Raw genomic sequence first — 22106 nt, forward strand, 5'->3', positions numbered from 1 at the left:
GATGAGCGCCGCCCCATCCGTGTTCCTGATCGATGACGACCGCGATCTGCGCAAGGCGATGCAGCAGACGCTCGAGCTTGCGGGCTTCACCGTCTCGTCCTTTGCCAGCGCGACGGAGGCGCTCTCCGAACTTTCCGCCGACTTCGCGGGAGTCGTCATCAGCGATATCCGCATGCCGGGCATGGACGGGCTCGCCCTTTTCCGCAAGGTTCTGTCGCTCGATCCGGACCTGCCGATGATCCTTGTCACGGGACACGGCGACATACCGATGGCGGTGCAGGCGATCCAGGACGGCGTCTATGACTTCATCGCCAAGCCGTTTGCCGCCGACCGTCTTGTCCAGAGCGCCCGGCGCGCAGAGGAGAAACGGCGGCTCGTCATGGAGAACCGGGCGCTGCGCCGCGCGGCCGAAGCCGCCTCCGAAGGCCTGCCGCTGATCGGCCAGACGCCGGCCATGGAGAGGCTTCGCCAGACCTTGAAACACATCGCCGACACCGATGTCGATGTGCTGGTCGCCGGCGAGACGGGCAGCGGCAAGGAGGTCGTCGCCACGCTGCTGCACCAATGGAGCCGGCGCAGAACCGGCAACTTCGTCGCACTGAATTGCGGCGCTCTGCCGGAAACGGTCATCGAAAGCGAGCTCTTCGGCCACGAGCCCGGCGCCTTTACCGGCGCCGTCAAGAAGCGGGTCGGCAGGATCGAGCACGCGAACGGCGGCACCCTCTTCCTCGACGAGATCGAGGCGATGCCGCCGGCAACCCAGGTGAAGATGCTGCGCGTGCTGGAAGCACGCGAGATCACCCCGCTCGGCACCAACCTGACCCGTCCCGTCGACATCCGCGTCGTCGCCGCAGCCAAGGTCGACCTCGGCGATCCGGCCGCGCGCGGTGATTTCCGCGAAGATCTCTATTACCGGCTGAATGTCGTGACGCTCTCGATCCCGCCCTTGCGCGAACGGCGCGACGACATCCCCCTCCTCTTCTCCCATTTCCTGGCCCGCGCCTCGGAACGCTTCGGCCGCGACGTGCCCGCGATCTCGGCTGCCATGCGCGCCTACCTGGCCACGCATTCCTGGCCGGGCAATGTGCGCGAGCTTTCGCACTTCGCCGAACGGGTCGCGCTGGGGGTGGAGGGAAACCTGGGAGCCCCGGCCGCAACGCCCGCCTCAAGCGGAGCAACCCTGCCGGAAAGATTGGAACGCTACGAGGCCGATATCCTCAAGCAGGCCCTCACGGAGCACCGCGGCGACGTCAAGGAGACCCTGCAAGCCCTCGGCATCCCCCGCAAGACTTTTTACGACAAGCTGCAGCGCCATGGGATCAATCGGGCGGACTTTATCGACCGGGCAGGCGCGAAGAGTGGCGACGCGTAGGGGGATAGTTTGCCCCCACTCCGACCCCTCCCCGTTCGACCGGAGGGGAGTTGAGGCGGCGCTGCGAGCCCTCTTCGCCCCGCTTGCGGCGAGAAGGCCGCTATTCCGCCGTCGCCTCGAAGTCGACCCTGTCGAGAAGCAGAAGCGGATTTTGCGAAGCAACCGCGAATTCGAGCGCACCGATGCCGCTGGCGGATTTGGACTTGGCCGTCAGCGTGAATGTCCCCGGTTTCGCGATGAACCGCGAAACTGCATCCACCACATTCCGCAGCCGAGGCTCCTGCGCGGCAAATTGCTGCAGCATCACCGACGCCGTCATTTCCAGCATGCCGCGTGCCTGATCCTCCGTCATGCCGTTTTGTTCGGCATAGACCTGTATCCCTTTGGCGGTGAAGCCCTTGTCCTCGATCTTCAGGCTTGCTTCCCGCGCGGTGAGGCCGAACAACGCCGCCTGCGCCTTAGCCGCGTCGCCCGAAAAGAAGTCGCCGCTCACGCCTCCCAGAAGGCCGGAGAGGGAAAAGCGGCCGATATCCTTTCCGCTCGTGGAAATATCCTTGATGACCAGAGTCTCGTTCGCTTCGTCCCAGGCGGCTTCGAGGTTGGAGGAGAGGACCAACTCGTTGAAGCCCAGCTTGCGAAGCTTGGCGAGAGTCTCGTCCTGCGTATGCTCCGGGATTTGAAGGGCGAAGTCCTGGTATCCGGCGCGGACGTCAGTCGGAATGCCGTTTCGCGGTTTCGCGAGCGCAAGCTCGTATCCCTTCATCGTGAAGCGGATGCGCTGCGGCCGAGCGCCCTCTCCAGCATCCGGAGTGTCGTTGTCTTCGTCCCAGTCTTCCACGCCGGTGCCCGAGTCAGGCAGATCCGCATCGATTCCCGCCACTCGGAACGTTCCGAACTCCGGCAGCAGCGTCGTGAAAGGGAAGTTCTCATGCTGCCCATCCTGCAGGGCGACGAACTTCTTCAGCGCTTCCACGCTGGGATCCCAGGAAAAGCCCGAAATGCTTGCTTCGGAGACTTTGACGTAGTCCGCGCCCTCCGCCATCGAGAAGCCATTCACCGACGCGTCGAGCTTCCGGCCATCCAGCTCGAGCGCGAGGCGATCCACCGCAAGCCTGATCCTCTCGCCCTCTTCACCATCCTTGTCCGGCGCGTCGATCTTCAGACCCAGCATTTCCATGTCGGCCTTCCTCGTCAAATCGGCGACCGACAGAATCCGGGCGAAATAGTCTTGACGCTCCGCCACGGGCAGATCCTCGGGCGACGAGACCGAGTTGAGCTTCTCCAGAGTCTCGCGAAGCGGCTCGTCCAGCATCCGCATGCTTACGCCGCTGCTGCGAACCTCGTCATAGCCGAAGCTCGCCTCGCCATCCGAAAAGGCTATATCCTTGATCGAGAATGGCCCATAAACAGGCCTTGCCTGCTCGTCGCCCGGCCCGGCTTTTTCAGTATAGATGCGGGCCAGATAGGCGGCATCGACGTCCTGCCCCGTCATGGCTCCGAGGGAGCCCGTCAGCCGCTTCTTCTCGCCGCCCTCTCCATCGGAGGCGCCTATGCCGGCTTCGAAGCTCGCACCACTCGCCGAATAGCGCGCAATGCGGCCATCGACGATACCTTCCGAGACTACGTTCTTGTAGACCAGCTTCTGCTCGCTACCGGCAACCGTCTGGGTGATGATCACCTCAGGGGCGGTGACGCTCTTCGCCGTAAAAAGCGCCAGCTGTTTCGGCAGCGAAAGATCGCTTCCCGCGCCGAACATTTGCGCCAGCGTGTCGCGACCGAACTCCGCCTGCTCGACGATCACCTTCGGCACGGCGATCTTGCCTGGGCGCACATCGAGCTCCACGCCGCTGACTTCGAGCATGCCGTCCAGGAAAAGGATCCTGGGCCGCCCGTCGATTGCGGCGACGCGGAGTTCGGACCCTTCCTTCAGCGGCAGCGTCACGTCGCGCAGATGAACGCGCCCGAAAAAGTCCGCTTCGACCGTGCCCACTCTGCCGCCCCGCTCGGCGATCAGCCTGCTCACGCTCTTTTCGACAGCAATCTTGTAACCGGTCGCGCCTGCGGCTGCGATTGCGATGACCGCAACAGCCGCCCAAAGCGCCTTGCGTCCCCTTTTCCTGGTCCCCGTCTCCGCCTGCCCCAAGACCTTCACCCCTTTTCGCTATGCGCATCATGGCGCTTCAGACTCGGACGGTAAGTAGATTTAGAACTTTGCATTTGCAAGCATGGCGCGAGCCCTGCGCACGGGATTTTGCCGGTGCAAAAACCATCTTGACGCCGCGGCGATAACCGTCCCTAATTGCGCCATTCACCAGGGGGGTCCCGGCAAGGGGCTGAGATACTGCTAGCGCGCGCAGTGACCCGTTGAACCTGATCCAGTTCATACTGGCGTAGGGACGGTGCAGACGTGCAGCAGCCAGGATTCCGTTTACCGGCAATTCATCGGCGATACGTCTTTTCATCCTTCCGGCTTCAGAACTGGGTCTCCAACGCGAAAACATTGGAGCCTCAAGATGAATCTAATCAAGCCTCTCGCCGCTGCGCCCTCGGTCACGCAAGGACCGCTCCCGGCATCCCGCAAGGTTTACAAGCCGGGCGAGATCCACCCGAAGATCCGCGTGCCGATGCGCGAGATCGCGCTGCATCCGACCTCCGGCGAGCCGCCGGTGACTGTTTACGATTCCTCCGGCCCCTACACGGTCGAAAACGCCGATATCCGCATCGACGCGGGCCTGCCGCGCCTTCGCAGCGACTGGGTTCTGAAGCGCGGCGATGTCGAAAGCTACGACGGCCGTGCGGTGAAGGCCGAAGACAACGGCTTTGCGACCGGCGAAAGGCTGACGCCGGAATTCCCGATTCGTCACCAGCCGCTCAAGGCGAAGCCGGGAAAAGCGGTAACCCAGCTCGCCTATGCCCGCGCCGGCATCGTCACGCCGGAGATGGAGTTCATCGCCATCCGCGAAAATCTCGGCCGGAAGGCCGCGAAGGAGGCGCTTGCCCGAGACGGCGAAAGCTTCGGTGCCTCTGTCCCCGATTTCGTAACGCCGGAATTCGTGCGCCAGGAAGTGGCGAGCGGCCGCGCCATCATTCCGGCCAATATCAACCACCCGGAAGCCGAGCCGATGATCATCGGCCGCAACTTCCTGGTGAAGATCAACGCGAATATCGGCAATTCCGCCGTCACCTCATCGATGGCCGAGGAGGTCGAGAAGATGGTCTGGGCGACGCGCTGGGGCGCCGACACGGTCATGGACCTTTCCACCGGCCGCAACATTCACAACATCCGCGAATGGATCATCCGCAATTCGCCGGTACCGATCGGCACCGTGCCGCTCTACCAGGCGCTGGAAAAGGTAAACGGCATCGCCGAGGATCTTTCCTGGGAGGTCTTCCGCGACACGCTGATCGAGCAGGCGGAACAGGGCGTCGACTATTTCACCATCCATGCCGGGGTCAGGCTTCATTATATCCCGCTCACCGTGGATCGCGTCACGGGCATCGTTTCGCGCGGCGGCTCGATCATGGCGAAGTGGTGCCTGCATCACCACCGCGAGAGCTTCCTCTACGAGCATTTCGAGGAGATCTGCGACATCTGCCGCGCCTATGACGTTTCCTTCTCGCTCGGCGACGGCCTGCGTCCCGGCTCTATCGCCGACGCAAACGACCGGGCCCAGTTCGCGGAGCTCGAAACGCTCGGCGAACTGACGAAGATCGCCTGGGCCAAGGATTGCCAGGTGATGATCGAAGGGCCGGGCCATGTGCCCATGCACAAGATCAAGGAGAACATGGACAAGCAGCTCGCCGTCTGCGGAGAAGCGCCCTTCTATACGCTCGGGCCGCTCACCACCGATATCGCGCCCGGCTACGACCACATCACGTCAGGCATCGGCGCGGCGATGATCGGCTGGTTCGGCACCGCCATGCTTTGCTACGTGACGCCGAAGGAACATCTGGGCCTGCCCGACCGCAACGACGTCAAGACCGGCGTGATCACCTACAAGATCGCCGCCCATGCCGCCGATCTCGCCAAAGGGCACCCGGCCGCCCGAACCCGCGACGACGCGCTGTCGCGCGCCCGCTTCGAGTTCCGCTGGGAGGATCAGTTCAACCTCTCGCTCGACCCCGAGACCGCGCGCAATTTCCACGACGAGACCCTGCCCAAGGAGGCGCACAAGGTCGCGCATTTCTGCTCCATGTGCGGACCGAAATTCTGTTCGATGCGGATTTCCCACGATATCCGCGCCGAGGCGCAGAAGGAGGGCCTCGAGGCGATGGCCGCCAGATATCGCGACGGCGGCGACCTCTATATGCCGGTCGATGAAAGCAATGCCGCGCCCGCTGGAGAATGAGATGCGCGTGCTGATCAGAGGGGCCGGCGTCGCCGGCCTCACCGCCGCCCATGAACTTCTCGGGCGCGGCGCCGCAGTGACGATCATGGAAAACGCCGCCGGCTTTACCGGGGCCGCTTCCTGGTATGCGGGCGGCATGCTCGCTCCCTGGTGCGAGCGCGAAAGCGCCGAGGAAACCGTCCTGAGGCTGGGGATCGGCGCCGCCGACTGGTGGGAAGCCGCGCTCCCTGCCGGTTCCGTGCATCGCAACGGCACGCTCGTCGTCGCGCAACCCCGTGACGGAGCCGAACTCAAGCGTTTCGCCTCCCGCACCTCCGGCTTCCGCTCGCTCGATGCAGAGGAGATCGCAGCGCTGGAGCCGGCTCTCGCCGGCCGTTTCCGGCAGGCGCTGTTCTTTCCGCAGGAGGCGCATCTCGACCCGCGCCGGGCACTCTCGGCGCTCCGGCATGGGCTGACGGCACGCGGCGCGGTATTCGCCGGCGAGGACATGGACGATCGCGATTTCGCGCTCACCGTCGATTGCACCGGCGCGTCGAGCATCGGCGAGATCGACGGGCTACGCGGGGTGCGCGGCGAGATGGCCTATCTGCAGACGGACGAGGTGGCGCTCTCGCGCCCCGTGCGCGTGCTGCATCCCCGCATCCCGCTCTATATCGTGCCGCGCGGCGGAGGGCTCTTCATGTGCGGCGCGACGATGATCGAAAGCGACGACGCCGGCCCGATCACCACCCGCTCGCTGATGGAACTGCTGAACGCCGCCTATGCGCTCCATCCGGCTTTCGCCGAAGCGCGCCTGATCGAGACCGGCACGGGCGTACGCCCCGCCTTTGCCGACAACCTGCCGCGGGCCTCGCGCCGCGAAAATACCATCACCGTCAATGGTCTCTATCGTCATGGCTTCCTGCTCTCCCCGGCCACGGCCCGGGAAGTGGCGGCGCTGGCCCTGGGCGACGAGACACGCAAAGGAGATTCCCGATGAAGCTGACCGTCAATGGCGAGGAACACGAGCTTCAGGCCGCTACACTCGCCGAGGTCTTGCAGCGCCTCGAATTCGAGGGCGACTGGCTGGCGACCGCCGTCAACGGCGAACTGGTCCAGAAGACAGACCGATCCAGCTACCGGCTGCAGGACAGCGACCGGATCGAGATTCTGTCGCCGATGCAGGGAGGCTGACGATGCCGCTATTCTATGGAACAGAAATCCGGTCGAGACTGCTGCTCGGAACCGCCCGCTATCCCTCGCCGGCCGTGCTCGCCGAGGCGGTGCGGCGATCGGGCACCGATATCGTCACGGTCTCGCTCCGCCGCGAGACGGCCGGCGGGCGCCAGGGCGGCGCCTTCTTCGAGCTGATCCGCGAACTCGGCGTGCGCGTGCTGCCGAACACGGCCGGCTGCCATTCGGTCTCGGAGGCGGTGCTGACCGCGAAGATGGCACGCGAGGTTTTCGGGACGAGCTGGATCAAGCTCGAAGTGATCGGTCACCAGGACACATTGCAGCCGGACGTCTTCGGCCTCGTCGAGGGGGCCCGCATCCTCACCGGGGAAGGTTTCCAGGTCTTCCCCTATACGACGGACGACCTCGTCGTCGCCGAAAGGCTGCTGGAGGCGGGCTGCCGGGTGCTGATGCCCTGGTGCGCGCCGATCGGCAGCGCCATGGGACCGCAGAACGTGCAGGGCTTGCGCGCCATGCGTGCGGAATTTTCCGACGTGCCGCTGATCGTCGACGCCGGCATCGGCCGCCCGTCCCATGCGACAACCGTGATGGAGCTCGGCTACGACGCGGTCCTGCTCAACACCGCCGTTGCCGGCGCTGCCGACCCCGCCGCCATGGCCGAAGCCTTCGCCAAGGCGATCGATGCCGGGCACGCGGCTCACGGCGCCGGCATGCTCGAGCCGCGCGACATGGCCGTCCCGTCCACCCCCGTCATCGGAAAGGCGGTCTTCTCGTGAAGCTCGATCCCTTTTATCTCATCGTCGACAGCGCCCAATGGATCCAACGGCTGGTGCCGCTCGGCGTCAGGCTCGTCCAGCTCCGCATCAAGGACCGGGACGAGGAAGACATCCGCCGTCAGTTACGGGTCGCCAGGGCAGTCTGCGCCGCCCATGAATGCCAGCTGATCGTCAACGACTACTGGCAGCTGGCGATAGCGGAAGGCTGCGATTTCATCCATCTGGGACAGGAGGATCTGGCGGAGGCCGATCTTGCCGCCATCCGTGCCGCAGGGCTCAAGCTCGGCGTCAGCACCCATGACGAGGCGGAACTGGCAAACGCGCTCGCAGCCGAACCGGACTACGTCGCGCTCGGACCCATCTATCCGACGATCCTCAAGAAGATGAAGTGGGCGCCCCAGGGGCTGGAGCGGCTTTCATGGTGGCGCGAGCGCGTTCACCCGCTCCCGCTCGTCGCCATCGGCGGCCTCAATACGGAGCGGATCGAGGGCGTCTTCGCGCACGGCGCCGACAGCGCCGCCGTGGTGACGGACATCACGCTGAATGCCGATCCGGAGGGAAGGACAAGGGAGTGGATACGGAAGACGGAGGCGTGGAGATGAAGTCGCCCATAGACAAGACGTCGGCGAAGCGCTGCTGTCCCTGAACCCGCTCGATCCATCCCCGGCACAACTCTCGAGACTTTTTCTCAAGATCCGTTGTGGGTTGCAAACGCGGCATCCGATCAAAGCTCGACCACACGATTGCCGGGGTTCGGTCCCGATTTGAGGCGTGCAAGCGCTTCGGGCAGCTGCTCGAATGCAGAGATTTCCACAATCTGCGGATCGACGACGCCCTGCGCGATATCGGCGGCAATGGCGGCTCCGGCAGTCACCAGGCTGCCCCATTGCCAGTCGTCCGCATAGCCGTGCATGGCGTTCAGGCCCACCTCATGCAAGGAAATGGTCGTCGTGAAGGCGGGAAGCGGCGCCCTTTCCTGTCGGTCCTGAATGCAGACGAGGTGGCCGTTGGCCGCCAGCAAAGGCGCGAGCGTCGCGGCATGCTCGCCGCTGACCATGTCGAAGACGGCCTGCAACGGCTGTGCTCCCGTCCTTTCCCGAACCTCTTCGCGCCATTCCGCCCGATGATAGTCGGTGACGGTCGCCGCACCCAGGCGCTTGACCCTTGCTGCCTGAGAGGCGGAACAAACGGCGTGCACGACCCAACCGCGCCTGTGCGCGAGCTGCAGCAGAATGCCGCCGACGGCGCCGGACGCGCCCGTCACCAAAATGTGCGCGCCGGGTTTGAGCGGCACCTTGGATACGGCTTGAAAGGCGGTCAGCGCCGGGCAAGGGATCGTTGCCGCGGCGGCGAAGGGAAGCGTCGGCGGCAGCGGGATCAGTGCCCTTGCAGGCACGACCGTATATTCCGCGAACGAACCCGGCCGCACGAGATCGTTATGATAGGCGACCCGTGCTCCGGGTGCGACATGCGTGACACTCTCGCCGAGCTCTTCCACCTCGCCCGCACCGTCGACACCGGGAATATGTGGCCACTCCCAGGACGGATGTCCCCAATCGATGAACTTCCAGTCCACGGGGTTCAAACCGATCGCACGATTTCGCACCAGGACCTCACCCTTGCCCGGTCTCGGCCTCGGCCGTTGTTCGAGCCGCAGAACGTCCGGGGTGCCGGTTTCGTGATGAACCCAAGCCTTCATGGTGATCTCCTTCAGCAAACGGAATAGCCGCCGTCGACCGGCAGCATCGTTCCAGTGACGTAAGCGGCGTCCGATGAAAGCAGAAAGCGCACGACCGCCGCGACTTCCGAAGGCTGCGCCCAGCGCCCCATCGGAATGCGGCTGTTGATGCGATCGGCACGGTCGCGATCCGTGCGCGCTCGCGTCGACATTCGCGTTTCAACCCAGCCCGGCGCCACGGAATTGACCCTCACGCCCGCCGGCGCCCAGGCGACTGCCATGGAACGGGTCACCGCCGCCACGGCACCCTTGCTTGCGGTATAGGCCGGGGCGCCTGCCGAGCCGAAGATGGCCCACATGGAGGCAAGCATGACCACCGCACCGCCCGCAGCCTCCAACCGGGGCAAGAGTGCCGTCGCCAGCGCGAAGCCGGCACTTACATTGACCTTCATCACCGCTTCGAAATCCGCAATGTTCCATTCCCGCTCGTGGCGCAGGATGCCCGCGCAATGCACGAGACCCTGCAGGGCATTCTCGCCAGCAAGGAGAGGCAGGATCGCGTCCGGATCGGTCACATCAGCCCGGTGGAAACGAATATCCGCCGGCAGGTCGTCATCGCGGTCGAGGCCGGTGGCGATCACGCGCCAGCCTTCCAACAGGAGACGTTCGGCGGTGGCGCGGCCGATGCCGGTGCCGCCTCCGGTGATCAGGGCAAGTGGTGCGTTCATAGTACAGGACTCCTCGTAGCCGCTCTCGTCTCGACGCGCAGGACGGCATTCAAAAGCGTTCGTGCATCCAGCTCGAATGGCATGTTCTTCGCGTGGCGAACGGCGAGCGTTGCGTCCGCCAGGGCCGCGAGATCCGCAGAGGACGGCGGCGGCACGCCGAGATCCTCCAGGCAGAGCGGCAGGCCGACCGCCCGATAGAGGGCCATCAGTTCCGGCGGCGGCTCAAGACCCAGTGTTTCGAAATGGACGATCAGCGCCCAGGCGACCTGCATCCCATGCGGCACGGTGGCGCCGCGAGGCAGAAGCGGGATTCCCCGGGTAAGAGCATGGGGCAGCGAAAGCCCGCCGCTTTCGAAGCCGAGGCCGGCCATGAGAATCATCGCCTCGACGGCAGCGTCGAAATCCTCGGTAACGGCACCGGTCCCAGCGACCGACCAGGCGGCGGCCGCATGGCGCACAAGCGTCTCGTAGCAGAAGCCCGCGATACGATGGGCAAGGCGCGTCGAACTTGCCAGAAACATCGTCCCGCCGCCGTTCTTCAGACAGGCGTCCGCTTCGAACTTCTTGGCCAGCGCATCGCCGAGCCCGGCGCGGAACAGCGCCCTCGGCGCCTTCGACAGGATCGCGGTATCGACGATCACGAAGTCCGGGTTGCGCGTGAGATGACGCACTTCGAGCAGACGGTGCTCTTCGTCGTAGAGCACGAAGTTTTTGGAGGTCGGCGCATCGTTAGAGGCGACCGTCGGCAGGCTGATAAGACCGCCACCGACCCGCTCCGAGAGGGCTTTGCCGGCATCGATCGCGCGGCCGCCGCCGGCCGCGATCACCATCGAAACCGGTCCGCCAAGCTGCGCCTGAAGCTGCGAACCGGTGCATCTGCCGAGTTCGCCGGAAAAGGAGAGGACGGTGAGGCCTACCCCGGCAGCAGCGCAGCTCTCCCGGATCCTTTCGGCCAGCATATCTCGAATCACCCCGTCGATGACCAGCACCGCCGCCGAGCCGAGGGTAGCTGCACAATCCCCCACCAGGCGCAGGGCGCCGGGGCCCTGTACATAGCGGCCGGGCGCGCCGAAGACCGTGACGCTCGTATCGAACAGCTCCATAATGGATTTGTGCTTTAGCGGCATTGGGTCATCCTCCACGGACTTTCAATTACAAGATATATGATATATTTTAACATGGATAGCATTTTTCCTCGAAGGAGCCCTAATGAAACAGCGCATTTCCGGTACGACACGTGTGGTGGTGCACCTGGCCTATCCGTCCCATCATCTGCGCACGCCCACCTATTTCAACGCTTACTGCGCCGAAAGGAGCCTCGACGCCGTTCTCGTGCCGTGGCAGGTCTCGCCGCAAAATCTTGCAGCCGCTTTCGACGGGCTGCGCTGGGTCGAGAGCCTTGCCGGCGTGATCGTCACGATTCCGCATAAGACCAGCGTCGCCAGTCTGTGCGACGGCCTTTCCGAAACCGCGCGCTTTCTGGGTGTCGCCAATGTCGCGCGGCGCACGCCGGACGGCAGCTTCCACGGCGAAATGTTCGACGGCGCCGGTTTCGTGCAGGGCCTCCTTCGCGAGGGGCATGAGATCCGCGGACGTAGAGCGCTGCTGGTGGGCGCCGGCGGCGCCGCCACGGGTATCGCCGAGGCGCTGGTGCGCGGTGGCACCGAACGGCTGGCGATAGCCAACCGCTCCGCCGTCAAAGCCGAGGAGCTTGCCGAGCGGCTGCGGGAGGCTTTCCCGGGAAGCGACGCCGCGGCAGCACCGGCAGACGCCCGCGGCTTCGACCTCGTCGTCAACGCTACCTCGCTCGGCATGAAGGCGGGCGACCCGCTGCCGGTGGACCCCGGGACGCTGGAGCCGGGAGCACTGGTGGCCGAAGTCGTGATGGAACCCGACGTCACGCCTTTGCTGCGGCTGGCATCGGAACGCGGCTGCGTTGTTCATAAGGGTGTTCATATGATCACCGGTCAGATCGAGGTGCTCGCAAAATATCTCCTGGACGAGCCGGGCGCGTGAGCGCCCGGCCGATGGCTCAGGTCCGCTTCGCCTCACCGCTGACGTTCTGGAGCAGGACGGCGAAAACGATGATGACACCCTTGATGATCTGCTGCGGATAGGCGGGGACGGACAGGAGGTTCATGATGTTGCCGATGAGCCCCAGAATGAGCACTCCGATCATCGTGTTGAGAACCGTGCCCTTGCCCCCCGACAGCAATGCGCCGCCGATGACGCAGGCAGCGATCGCGTCGAGCTCCAGCCCGAAGCCGGTATTGGCCGTGCCGACCGCCGTACGCGAGGTCGCGACCACGCCGGCGAACGCGGAAAGACCGCCGGCAATGGCATAGACGAGGAATTTGTAACGGGCGACGGGGATGCCGGCGAGACGCACCGCGACCTCGTTGGAACCGGCCGCGATGACGAGGCGGCCGAACTTGGTCTGCGCCATGACCGTGACGAAGAGGATGATCAGGAGGACGGCCATCAAGACGGGCCAGGGCATGCCGAGAACCGGCACCGTGCCGCTGCCGAAGGCACGCATGAGATCCGCCGCGCCCGTATCGCGGGGGAAGCGGACCGGCTGGCCGTTCGACATCATGAACGCGATGCCGCGAGCAACCGTCATCATGGCGAGCGAGGCGATGAAGGGAGCCATGCGGAAGAGCGCGACGAGCGCGCCCGTCACCGCGCCGAGCAGAGAGCCGGCGGCAACCGCGGCCGCCATGCCGATGAGCAGGCCGACTGCCGCCTGATCCGGGAGATAGGGTAACAGCATCGCGATGACCATGGCGCCGATCGCTGCAACCGCGCCGACCGACAGGTCTATGCCGCCGGTCAGGATCACCAGCACCATGCCGATGGAGACGAGCGCAAGCGGCACGAGCTGCCTCATCAGGTTCCACAGATTCTGCGGCGTCAGAAAGACATCGGACAGCATCGCCGACGCGATGACTAGCAGCCCGAGCATGAGGAAGATGTTGTAGCGGATCAGCAAGGTGGCGACACCGGCTTTCTTGTGCATGAGGGTCACGCCTCCGTTCCCATGGCGAGGTCGATGATGGCTTCCTCGCTGATTTGATGTTTCTGAAGTTCGCCGGCGAGCCCACCCTGGCGCATGACGATGACGCGGTCCGACATGCCGATCACCTCGAGCATGTCCGAAGAGACCATGATGACGGCGGCGCCGGCTTCCGCGAGTTCGTTCATGACCCGGTAGATCTCGACTTTGGCGCCCACGTCGACGCCGCGCGTCGGCTCGTCGAAAATGAGTACGCGGCATTTCGCGGCGATCCACTTCATGAGCGCCACCTTCTGCTGGTTGCCCCCCGAAAGTGTGCCTGCCGGTACGTCGGTGCCGCTGGCTTTCAGCCGCAGCTGCCGCGCAATGTCTTCGACGGCAGCGGTTTCCGCCCGGTTGCGCAGAAAGCCGAGCGCCGAGACGAACGGATTTGCCGGCGTCATCATGGCATTCACCCGGATCGGCAAGTCGAGAAGCAGACCCTGATGCTTGCGGTCCTCCGGCAGCATACCGATACCGTTGGCGACCGCCTGACCGGGCGAAAGATTGGCGATCTCGCGGCCTGCCAGCCGGATGCGGCCGGACTGGAGCGGATCGGCACCGAAGATGGCGCGCATTGTCTCCGTGCGCCCTGCCCCCACCAAACCGCTCACGCCGAGCACCTCGCCCGCGCGCACGGAAAAGGTGACGTCCCGCACCATCGGTCCGGCATTGAGCTTCTCTACCTCAAGCAGCACGTCGCCGACGGCCGCCTTGCGCTCCGGAAAGAGATCGGAGAGCTCGCGACCGATCATGTGACGGACGAGCGCCTTCTGATCGAGCGCGTCGACGGGCCAAGTGCCGACGGTCTGGCCGTCCTTCAGCACCGTCACGCGGTCGCAAAGGGCAAATATCTCCTCGAGCCGATGCGAGATGTAAAGGACGCACACGCCGCGCTGCCGCAGCATCCGGATGAGCCGAAACAGCTTCTCCGTCTCATGATGGGTAAGAACGGCGGTCGGCTCGTCCAAGACCAGGATCGTGCTTTCACGCGATAAGGCCTTGCAGATTTCCACGACCTGCTGGTAGGCCACCGGCAGTGTCCCGGCGGGCTGCATCGGATCGATGTCCTCGAAACCCATGTCCGCAAGCAGCGTTCGGGTTCGCCGCACCATGCCGGCCCAGTCGACGCGGATTCCCGGCCGCCCGAGTTCCTCTATCAGCACGTTCTCCGCGACGGACAGGTGGCCGGCAAGCGAGAATTCCTGGTAGATGACGGATATGCCCCTGGCGATCGCATCGTGCGGCGACGATATGTCGACGGCCCGGCCATCGATCCGGATCTCGCCGACGTCGCGCCGGTAGGCGCCGGCAAGGACTTTCATGAGAGTGGACTTGCCCGCTCCGTTTTCCCCCATGAGGCCGTGGACCTCGCCGCCGAACGCCTCCAGGCAAGCGCCCTGAAGCGCGGTGACACCGCCGAAGGCCTTGTCGATCTGCGACATCGAAAGATGCATCTGCTCCTCCTTCCGTGACGTACCGCCGGCCAGGCCGGCGGTACGCGGAACAACTTCAGCTGCGGATTTCCGAGATCGTGCGGAACGGAGGAACCTCGTATTTGAAGAACGGGTTCGACGGGTCCGGATCGGCGAATTCGTCGACGTTCTCCCCGGTGATGATCTCGGCCGGGAAATAGGAACCGAGCGGCAGATTGTTGGCGTCGAAACCCTTTCGGAAAATCTGCTCGATCAGGATCATGACGCCTTCACCCGTTGCGCGGCCGCTATTGGCGCCTGTCACCAGGAGATCGCCGTCCTTGATGTGCTCTAGCGCGATGCGGAAGCCGTCGGCTGCACAGGCGACCGGAATCTGGCCCTTCTTGCCGATATTCTCGATCGCTGTCAGCGCGCCGATGCCCATGAAGTCGTTTTCGGCCAGCATCAGGTTGATGCGGCTGCCGTGCCCGGCAAGCAGGTCCTCCGCTCCCTTCAGTCCGCCCTCCTCCGTCCAGCCGCCCGGCTGGATACCGACGACCTCGAAGCGGCCTTCCGTCCAGTTGAACGAGCCTCCTGTCTTCAGCTGTTGAAACAGTTCGAAGCCTTTCAGCTTGGCGTCCTCCTGGCTGAAGCCAAGGCCGAACTGGTTCGATCGTTCGAAGACGATCCCGGACAGCAGACCGGTGATGCGGCTTTCGGACGTCGAATTGCCGAGCGTGCCGATGGTTACGCCGGAAACGATCGGCACATCCATGCCGACCTGCTTGGCGGCGTAAATACCCGCTTCGAAGCCGTTGCCGAAGGGATTGGCGAGAACCGTCGTGACGAAGGGACCCGAGGCATCGGGAACCGTGCCGAGCGCGATGACGGGAATTCCAGCATCAACGGCACGCTGGGCATCGGTCGCGGCGCCAACCACATCCGTGGGATCGACGACGATGACGTCCACGCCCTTGGTGATGAAGGAATCGAAATGCGCCGAAGTCTTCGACGGGTCGCCGTCTGCAACCTGGATGTCGAGGGTGTAGCCGCCATATTCGGCCGCCTTGCGCTTTGCCGCTTCAACCACCTCGACGAACCAAGCGTTGCCGAGTGTGATCTCCGTCCAGCCGATCGCGATGTTCTTTGGATCCTTCGGCGTCTTAGGCAGAGCTTTCTCGATGTCGCTTCTGTCGGCCATCTGAGGATCGATCACGCCGGATAGGGCCGTGTTCGGTAGGTGGGAATAGAGCTCGTGTTTCTCCGCGGCAGGCGCCGGTCCCGACAGCGCCGCGAACGTGAGCGCCGCGGCGGCGAATTTTTCATAGGTCTTCATTGGTACTCCTCCTCCTTTTTCGACTCGCGACGGTTCACGAGCCTCTTTTGTCGATACATGATATATTTTCTTCCCCGGCAAATGACTGCCGTCGCCCCTCCTTCAGCCGATCGCGGCGAGCACGACCTCCTCGATGCCCTTCTCGTCCAGCTTGTAATGGGCGTAGAGATGAGTCGGCGGCGCAATCAGCGCATATTCGTCGCGAATGCCGTGGCGGATGAGGCGCTTGCCAATCCCTTCATCCGTCAACACCTCTGCGACGGCAGCGCCCAGCCCGCCGAGCACGTTGTGCTCCTCTATGGTCATCAGGACCTTCGAGCGGGACGCCGCCTCCAGAATCGCGTCGCGGTCGATTGGCTTTACGGTCGCCATGTCGATGACGCCAATCGAACGGCCCGCGACGTTGAGGCGCCTGGCAACCTCAATGGAGGGGTGCACCGGCAGGCCGCAGGCGATGATCGTCAACTCCTCGCCGCGCGCGTGCTCTATCGCCTTGCCGAAGACGAAATCGGCCTTGGGATCGTAGAGGTCCGGCTCGCGTCCTCGCCCGGTCCGGAAATAGATCGGCCGGTCATGCGCGATGCTCGCGCGAATCGCCGCCTCGAGCTGTGGGCCGTCGGCGGTCGAAACGACCGTCAGGTCGGCTATCGACCGCATCGTGCCGATGTCCTCGGTCGCATGGTGCGACGTGCCGTAAAAGCCCATGGAGATACCGGTGTGATGACCGATCAGCCGCACCGGCAATGCGCAATAGGCTATATCCATCCGGATCTGCTCGCAGGTGAGCAATCCGAGAAACGATGCGAAGGTAGCGACATAGGGAATCATGCCGGTCGTGGCGATCCCGGCAGCCGCCGACACCATGTTCTGCTCCGATATTCCGAAGCCGACGTAACGGTCGGGATATCGCGCGGCAAATCGGTTGAGGCCGTTGGAGTATTGCAGATCGGCCGAACCCGCCACGACCGGATGTCCCTGCCCCACCAGGTCGATCAATCCGTTCGAGAGGTGATCCAGGCCGGGGTTTTTCTGATTCAATTCGCGGTAGTGCCAGGAATTGGGTGATTGCGGACGTTCAAGGGCGCGGCTCATATCATATGACCTTCGAAAGAATTTCGGCGCGGGCGGCTTCGGCATCACTCGGATCGAGATAGCCGAGATGCCAGCCGGGTTCGGTTTCCATATAGCTCACGCCCTTGCCCTTGACGGTACGGGCGATGATGCAGCATGGCCGCGTGCGCGCGCCGTCCGCCTTGGCGCGGCGAAGCGCGGCGGTCAGTTCGGCGATATCGTGGCCGTCGACCACCTGCACCTCCCAGCCGAAGGCGCGCCACTTCTCGTCGAGCGGCTCGATGCCCATGACGTCGTCTACCGCTCCGTCGAGCTGGTAGCCGTTGCGGTCGACGATCGCCACGAGGCGGGATAGCTTGTGATGCGCGGCGCCGAGGGCCGCCTCCCAGACCTGTCCCTCCTGCATTTCGCCGTCGCCCAGCATGACGAAAGTGGTGAAGGAGCGGCCCTGCATGCGCGCGGCGAGCGCCATGCCGAGACCGTTCGACAGGGCGTGGCCGATGGAGCCGGAAGAGAAGTCGACGCCCGGAACCTTGCGCATGTCGGGATGGTCGCCAAGCGGGTTGCCCAGACGCGTGTAGCCGTTCAGCACATCCGCCGGCAGGTAGCCGAGATCGGCAAGAATGGGGAAAAGCCCGACGGCCGCATGGCCCTTGCCCATCAGGAACCGGTCGCGGTCGGCCCATTTCGGATCGCTGCTCAGGCTCATGACATCGTAATAGAGCGACGCGAAGATCTCGGCCGCCGAAAACACCGACGTATAATGGCCGACCTTGGCGATCTCGATCAGCCGGATCGTTTCCAGCCGCACGAACTGCGCACGATCGCGAAGCCGCGCAATGGTCGCCTCGTCCGGTCGGGAATCATTTTTCAATGGCGAATACAATCTGGATCCTCCTGCCCTTGCTGTCCTCGCGAGCAGCAACATTCGCTTGCCAACACCCATCTAACATCATATATCATATATGTCACTCAGAATTTGGAGGAAAATATGAACCTTCGCCTATCGAGATCCGATATCGAGGAAATTCGCAGCCGCCTTGCCATCAAAGGGCAGGCCTTCATCGACGGGCGTTTCGTCGAATCGGTTTCCGGCGAAACCTTCGACGATATTTCCCCGCGCGACGGTCAGGTGATCGCCAAAGTCGCGGCCTGCGATGCGGCAGACGTCGACCTCGCCGTGAAGGCGGCGCGGCGGGCATTCGACACCGGCGTCTGGCGCGACAGGTCGCCGAAGGAGCGCAAGAAAGTGCTCCAGCGCTTTGCGGCGCTCTTCGAGAAGCACATGGACGAGCTGGCGGTCCTCGAAACGCTGGACATGGGCAAGCCGATTAGCGAAAGCCGGACGATCGACGTGAATGTGGTCCTCGATACTCTGCAATGGTACGCCGAGTGCCCGGACAAACTTTACGACGAGATCGCGCCGACCGGCCCGAACCAGCTGGCGACCATAACCCGGGAGCCTGTGGGCGTCGTCGGCGCCGTCGTGCCTTGGAACTTCCCCATGCTGATGGCCGCCTGGAAACTGGCACCGGCCCTGGCGACCGGCAATTCCGTGATCCTGAAGCCGGCCGAGCAATCGCCGCTGACGGCGCTGCGCATGGCCGAGCTCGCGGCGGAGGCCGGCATTCCGGACGGCGTTTTCAACGTGCTGCCGGGCTTCGGCCCGACCGCCGGCAAGGCGATCGGTATGCATATGGACGTCGATTGCCTCGCCTTCACCGGGTCGGGCGAAGTGGGCAAGCTCTTCCTGCAATATGCTGGTCAGTCGAACATGAAACGCGTGTTTCTGGAATGCGGCGGCAAGTCGCCGAACATCATCCTCGACGACGTGCCGGAATTGCGTGCGGCCGCCGAACGCGCGGCAACGGCGATCTGCTTCAACCAGGGCGAAGTCTGCGTCGCCCCCTCGCGCCTCATCCTGTCGGAGCGGATCCAGGACCAGTTCCTCGATATCGTCATCGAGACGGCTAGGTCGATACGGCCCGGCGATCCGCTGGATCCGGAAACAAGGCTCGGCGCGCTCGTCGAGGACGACCATCGCTCACGCGTCGAGAGCTACATCGCCAAGGGGCGTGAGGAAGGCGCCCGCCTCGTGCTCGGCGGCGACCGTCCGGACACGGAGCTCGGCGGCTATTACCTCAATCCGACGATCTTCGCGAACGTGAAAAACTCTATGGCTATAGCAAGGGAGGAAATCTTTGGACCGGTCCTCTCGACCATTACCGTGAAGGACGACGAGGAGGCCGTGCGCGTCGCGAACGATACGAGCTACGGCCTCGCGGCGGCCGTATGGACGCGCGACCTCTCCCGCGCCCACCGGATCTCACGGAAACTGCGCGCCGGGAGCGTCTGGGTCAATTGCTACGACCATGGCGACGTGACGGTGCCTTTCGGCGGCTACAAGCAATCCGGCAACGGACGCGACAAGTCGCTGCATGCGCTCGACAAGTACACCGAACTGAAGACGACCTGGATCGAGCTTTGATCGGGTGGGGCACATGGCCCCACATCTGCCCGAAACGAGCGGGTAACCTGCGCTGGGAGAGCGCCGGCCTCGCACCATGCGCGCTTCTCTCCGTCGATGACGGGGAGAAGATGCCGGCAGGCGGATGAGGGCCAAACGCAGACGAGCCATTCTAGCCCAGGCGGGAGCGATCAGCCCGCGGTTCCCGCGCGCTGCCGCTCCAGCCAGTCGACGAGGACTTTGCCCCAGGCGATGTCCTCCTGCATTGCGGCCCTGGCGCCTGCAGCATCGCGCTTTGCCAGGGCGCGAAGAAGGTCGTAATGCTTGTGTGCGCCGCTCGTCAGGTCGCGCACCGGCACTGTCATATGGAAAGTCCGAAGCAGAGGTCCCATCAGCGTCCACATGTTCTCGACCGTCGCAAAAACGAGCGGCAGGTCCGAGGCCGCGACGACCGCAAAATGGAATTGACGATTGATCAGAGAAGCCTCCTGCGGGTCCGTGCCGGCGGCGACCCTGAACGCCTCCTGCAGGTGCTCCAGATTGGCCAGTTGCTTCGACGTGATGCGCTCGGCAGCCAACGCCGCCGACTCACCTTCGAGGTGATGGCGGATGAACTGGATCTCGCGGAGCTCGGCAGGCGCGAGGTTGCGCACATGTATCGCCGTCGCCGCCTTCATTTCCAGTGCGTGTTCGCTGACGAGCCTAAAAATCGCCTCGCGGACGGGTGTGATCGATACGCCCAGCTCGTCCGCCAGACCGCTGATGCGCAGGCGCTCCCCGGGCTCGTATCGCCCGTCCATCAGTGTTCCCCGGATCGCCGCATAGACCTGCTCGGAAAGGTTGCCCCTATCCAGTTTGCTCAAACTCGTCATGGCGCCTCCATCCGCATTGCGTTCCGGCTCAAAAGTCTGATCGGCGTCAGGCATTGCTCGGCGGCAGCGGATCGATGCCGCGGATCAGATCCGACGCTTTTTCGCCGATCATAATAGCGGGCGCATTGGTATTGCCCGAAATCAATGTGGGCATAATGGAATTGTCCACAACTCTAAGATTCCTCAAACCCCGCACGCGCAGTTGCGGGTCGACGACCGCCATGTCGTCCGTTCCCATCCGGCAGGTTCCCACCGGGTGATACACCGTCTTGCCTTTGGAGCGTATATAGGACTGCAGCCTCTGATCGTCCTCGGCATCCGGCCCGGGGAATGCTTCCGCCTTCTCGACGAAAGGCGCGAAAGCGGGCTGCGCAAGGATCTCCCGCGCCAGTTTGAGACCCTTGATCGAAAGGCGCATGTCTTCGGGGTGGCTGAGATAGCGCGGATCGATCATGGGATGGTCGGCCGGGTTGGTCGACCGCAAGCGGATTTCGCCGCGGCTGTGGGGTCTGAGCACGCATGGATTGATCGTGGCACCCGCGCGCTTGATCTGCTCCTGATCCGAATCCATGAAGACGATCGGAACGAAATGAAGCTGCACGTTCGGTTCCTCCTCCTTATCGTCGACATTGACGAAGGCGCAGGCCTCCGTGACGTTCGACATGACCGGGCCTGATTTGAACAGCAGGTATTGGAGGCCGTTGCGGACGGAACGCACCAGAGTATCCTCACCAAAGTAACCGTAGCGCCCCGTGCAATAGCGGATCGCGGGGAATTCGAGGTGATCCTGAAGGTTCTGGCCTATTCCTTCGAGGCGATGCCGCACGGCAATGCCATGACGCTTCAACTCGTCCTCGGGCCCGACGCCCGAAAGCATCAGGAGCTTCGGAGTCTGAACCGCGCCAGCCGAAAGGATGACCTCCTTCTCCGCCCTGATCGTTTGCATTTCGCCGTTCCGCTGGTATTCCACGCCCACTGCCCGGTCTCCTTCGAACAGGATGCGAGTGACGAAGCAACCGGTGAGAATTTCCAGATTTCCGGACGATAGCGCCGGCCGCAGATAGGCCACGGCCGCACTGCAGCGTCTTGCGTTGCGCGTGGTGGTCTGGTTGTAGCCGACGCCGCTCTGCCGTCGGCCGTTGAAATCCGGCGTGAAAGGTATGCCGGCTTCCTGTGCACTACGCACGAAGGCGCGCGTTAGATCGTTCACCTGCCGGAGATCGGAAACGCCTAGCGGACCCTTGGTGCCGTGATAGACGTCGGAGAACCGGTCGTTGTCTTCCGCACGGCGAAAATAGGGCAGCACGTCCGCATAGGACCAGCCTTCGGCTCCCAGCGACGACCAGGTGTCGTAATCCGCTCGCTGGCCGCGAATATAGATGGTGGCGTTGACCGAACCGCCGCCGCCGAGCACGGCGCCCTGCGGCATGACCGGCGTACGGCCGCCGAGCCCCTCTTGCGCCTCGGTCTTGTAGTGGTAGAGAAGCTTCGAACCGAGAAGTTTTACGAAACCGGCGGGTATGTGGATCAGCGGATGGCTGTCGCGCGGCCCTCCTTCCAGCACGGCGACCTTTCCCGTATTCGACATGGCGAGCCTTCCGGCGAGGGCACTGCCCGCCGAACCTCCCCCGACAACAACGTAATCTGCCACGGCAACCTCCAAAATGATATATGATATATAGTCGCTGAGAGTGAGCGTCGTCAACGAGGAAAATGGCGCGGAGGGTCGAGTAACGACGCTGGGACAACGGCATAAATTCCGTCCACCGCGAGGACGCGCCCACATGTGGGCCGATCGTCGGCCGGCGTACTTG

19 protein-coding genes and 1 riboswitch are annotated in these 22106 nt (G+C 63.9%); of the genes, 8 read left to right on the forward strand and 11 right to left on the reverse strand.

The features are described 5' to 3' along the window. The first annotated feature begins 1 nt into the window (after position 1). Complete coding sequence (gene dctD, locus BHD07_RS17655) at positions 2–1372, forward strand: C4-dicarboxylate transport transcriptional regulatory protein DctD (protein WP_338282057.1); 1371 nt, start codon at positions 2–4, stop codon at positions 1370–1372. A 100-nt stretch (positions 1373–1472) separates the two neighbouring features. Here the strand turns inward: dctD and BHD07_RS17660 are convergent, their stop codons facing one another. Further along, positions 1473–3515, reverse strand: coding sequence for a hypothetical protein (locus tag BHD07_RS17660; RefSeq protein WP_338282315.1), 2043 nt, complete (start codon positions 3513–3515; stop codon positions 1473–1475). Positions 3516–3675: 160 nt separating this feature from the next. After that, positions 3676–3787: riboswitch (TPP riboswitch) on the forward strand. 98 nt (positions 3788–3885) lie between these two features. Here BHD07_RS17660 and thiC point away from each other — a divergent pair. Genes thiC through BHD07_RS17685 form a run of 5 tightly spaced genes read left to right on the forward strand, consistent with a single transcriptional unit; the run spans position 3886 to position 8272 of the window. Further along, complete coding sequence (gene thiC, locus BHD07_RS17665) at positions 3886–5721, forward strand: phosphomethylpyrimidine synthase ThiC (protein WP_338282059.1); 1836 nt, start codon at positions 3886–3888, stop codon at positions 5719–5721. A 1-nt stretch (position 5722) separates the two neighbouring features. Continuing rightward, positions 5723–6700, forward strand: a complete 978-nt coding sequence (gene thiO / locus BHD07_RS17670) for a glycine oxidase ThiO (RefSeq protein WP_338282061.1) — start codon at positions 5723–5725, stop codon at positions 6698–6700. After that, positions 6697–6894: a sulfur carrier protein ThiS gene (gene thiS, locus BHD07_RS17675; RefSeq protein WP_338282063.1), complete on the forward strand. Its 198-nt coding sequence runs from the start codon at positions 6697–6699 to the stop codon at positions 6892–6894. Before thiO ends, thiS begins: the two co-directional genes overlap by 4 nt. 2 nt (positions 6895–6896) lie before the next feature. Then, on the forward strand, positions 6897–7670 hold the full coding sequence (locus tag BHD07_RS17680; protein WP_338282065.1) for a thiazole synthase: 774 nt from the start codon (positions 6897–6899) through the stop codon (positions 7668–7670). Then, positions 7667–8272, forward strand: coding sequence for a thiamine phosphate synthase (locus BHD07_RS17685; protein WP_338282068.1), 606 nt, complete (start codon positions 7667–7669; stop codon positions 8270–8272). Before BHD07_RS17680 ends, BHD07_RS17685 begins: the two co-directional genes overlap by 4 nt. Before the next feature lie 122 nt (positions 8273–8394). On the opposite strand, the gene BHD07_RS17690 is transcribed toward BHD07_RS17685, so the two are convergent. The 3 genes from BHD07_RS17690 to BHD07_RS17700 are packed head-to-tail and all read right to left on the reverse strand — an operon-like array spanning position 8395 to position 11203. After that, a complete protein-coding gene (locus tag BHD07_RS17690) occupies positions 8395–9369 on the reverse strand; it encodes a zinc-binding dehydrogenase (protein WP_275599501.1) in 975 nt (324 codons plus the stop codon). An 11-nt stretch (positions 9370–9380) separates the two neighbouring features. Beyond that, a complete protein-coding gene (locus BHD07_RS17695) occupies positions 9381–10076 on the reverse strand; it encodes an SDR family NAD(P)-dependent oxidoreductase (RefSeq protein WP_275599502.1) in 696 nt (231 codons plus the stop codon). Beyond that, positions 10073–11203 carry an iron-containing alcohol dehydrogenase gene (locus BHD07_RS17700; RefSeq protein WP_275599503.1) on the reverse strand — a complete coding sequence of 377 codons (1131 nt, stop codon included), beginning with the start codon at positions 11201–11203 and terminating at the stop codon, positions 10073–10075. Before BHD07_RS17700 ends, BHD07_RS17695 begins: the two co-directional genes overlap by 4 nt. Before the next feature lie 82 nt (positions 11204–11285). Here BHD07_RS17700 and BHD07_RS17705 point away from each other — a divergent pair, with 82 nt between their 5' ends. Beyond that, a complete protein-coding gene (locus tag BHD07_RS17705) occupies positions 11286–12092 on the forward strand; it encodes a shikimate dehydrogenase family protein (protein WP_100671150.1) in 807 nt (268 codons plus the stop codon). A 16-nt stretch (positions 12093–12108) separates the two neighbouring features. Here the strand turns inward: BHD07_RS17705 and BHD07_RS17710 are convergent, their stop codons facing one another. The 5 genes from BHD07_RS17710 to BHD07_RS17730 all read right to left on the reverse strand — a co-directional run bounded on the left by BHD07_RS17710 (position 12109) and on the right by BHD07_RS17730 (position 17839). Continuing rightward, entirely contained in the window at positions 12109–13095 is a 987-nt protein-coding gene (locus BHD07_RS17710) for an ABC transporter permease (protein WP_275599504.1), read from the reverse strand. 5 nt (positions 13096–13100) lie between these two features. Beyond that, positions 13101–14588, reverse strand: a complete 1488-nt coding sequence (locus tag BHD07_RS17715) for a sugar ABC transporter ATP-binding protein (RefSeq protein ID WP_100671146.1) — start codon at positions 14586–14588, stop codon at positions 13101–13103. 55 nt (positions 14589–14643) lie between these two features. Continuing rightward, positions 14644–15882: a sugar ABC transporter substrate-binding protein gene (locus tag BHD07_RS17720; RefSeq protein ID WP_100671144.1), complete on the reverse strand. Its 1239-nt coding sequence runs from the start codon at positions 15880–15882 to the stop codon at positions 14644–14646. 102 nt (positions 15883–15984) lie between these two features. After that, positions 15985–16974 carry a transketolase family protein gene (locus BHD07_RS17725; protein ID WP_275599507.1) on the reverse strand — a complete coding sequence of 330 codons (990 nt, stop codon included), beginning with the start codon at positions 16972–16974 and terminating at the stop codon, positions 15985–15987. A gap of 1 nt (position 16975) precedes the next feature. Next, a complete protein-coding gene (locus tag BHD07_RS17730; protein WP_100671140.1) occupies positions 16976–17839 on the reverse strand; it encodes a transketolase in 864 nt (287 codons plus the stop codon). Positions 17840–17944: 105 nt separating this feature from the next. On the opposite strand from BHD07_RS17730, the gene BHD07_RS17735 reads away from it, so the two are divergent. Beyond that, on the forward strand, positions 17945–19441 hold the full coding sequence (locus BHD07_RS17735; RefSeq protein ID WP_100671138.1) for an aldehyde dehydrogenase: 1497 nt from the start codon (positions 17945–17947) through the stop codon (positions 19439–19441). Between the two features lie 170 nt (positions 19442–19611). On the opposite strand, the gene BHD07_RS17740 is transcribed toward BHD07_RS17735, so the two are convergent. Together BHD07_RS17740 and BHD07_RS17745 are read right to left on the reverse strand one after the other, a co-directional pair. After that, a complete protein-coding gene (locus BHD07_RS17740; RefSeq protein ID WP_100671606.1) occupies positions 19612–20292 on the reverse strand; it encodes a GntR family transcriptional regulator in 681 nt (226 codons plus the stop codon). A gap of 46 nt (positions 20293–20338) precedes the next feature. Continuing rightward, positions 20339–21943 carry a GMC family oxidoreductase gene (locus tag BHD07_RS17745; protein WP_338282078.1) on the reverse strand — a complete coding sequence of 535 codons (1605 nt, stop codon included), beginning with the start codon at positions 21941–21943 and terminating at the stop codon, positions 20339–20341. Positions 21944–22106 lie beyond the last annotated feature (163 nt).

The organism is Sinorhizobium sp. KGO-5 (genome assembly GCF_036245905.1).
GTDB lineage: Bacteria > Pseudomonadota > Alphaproteobacteria > Rhizobiales > Rhizobiaceae > Sinorhizobium > Sinorhizobium meliloti_A.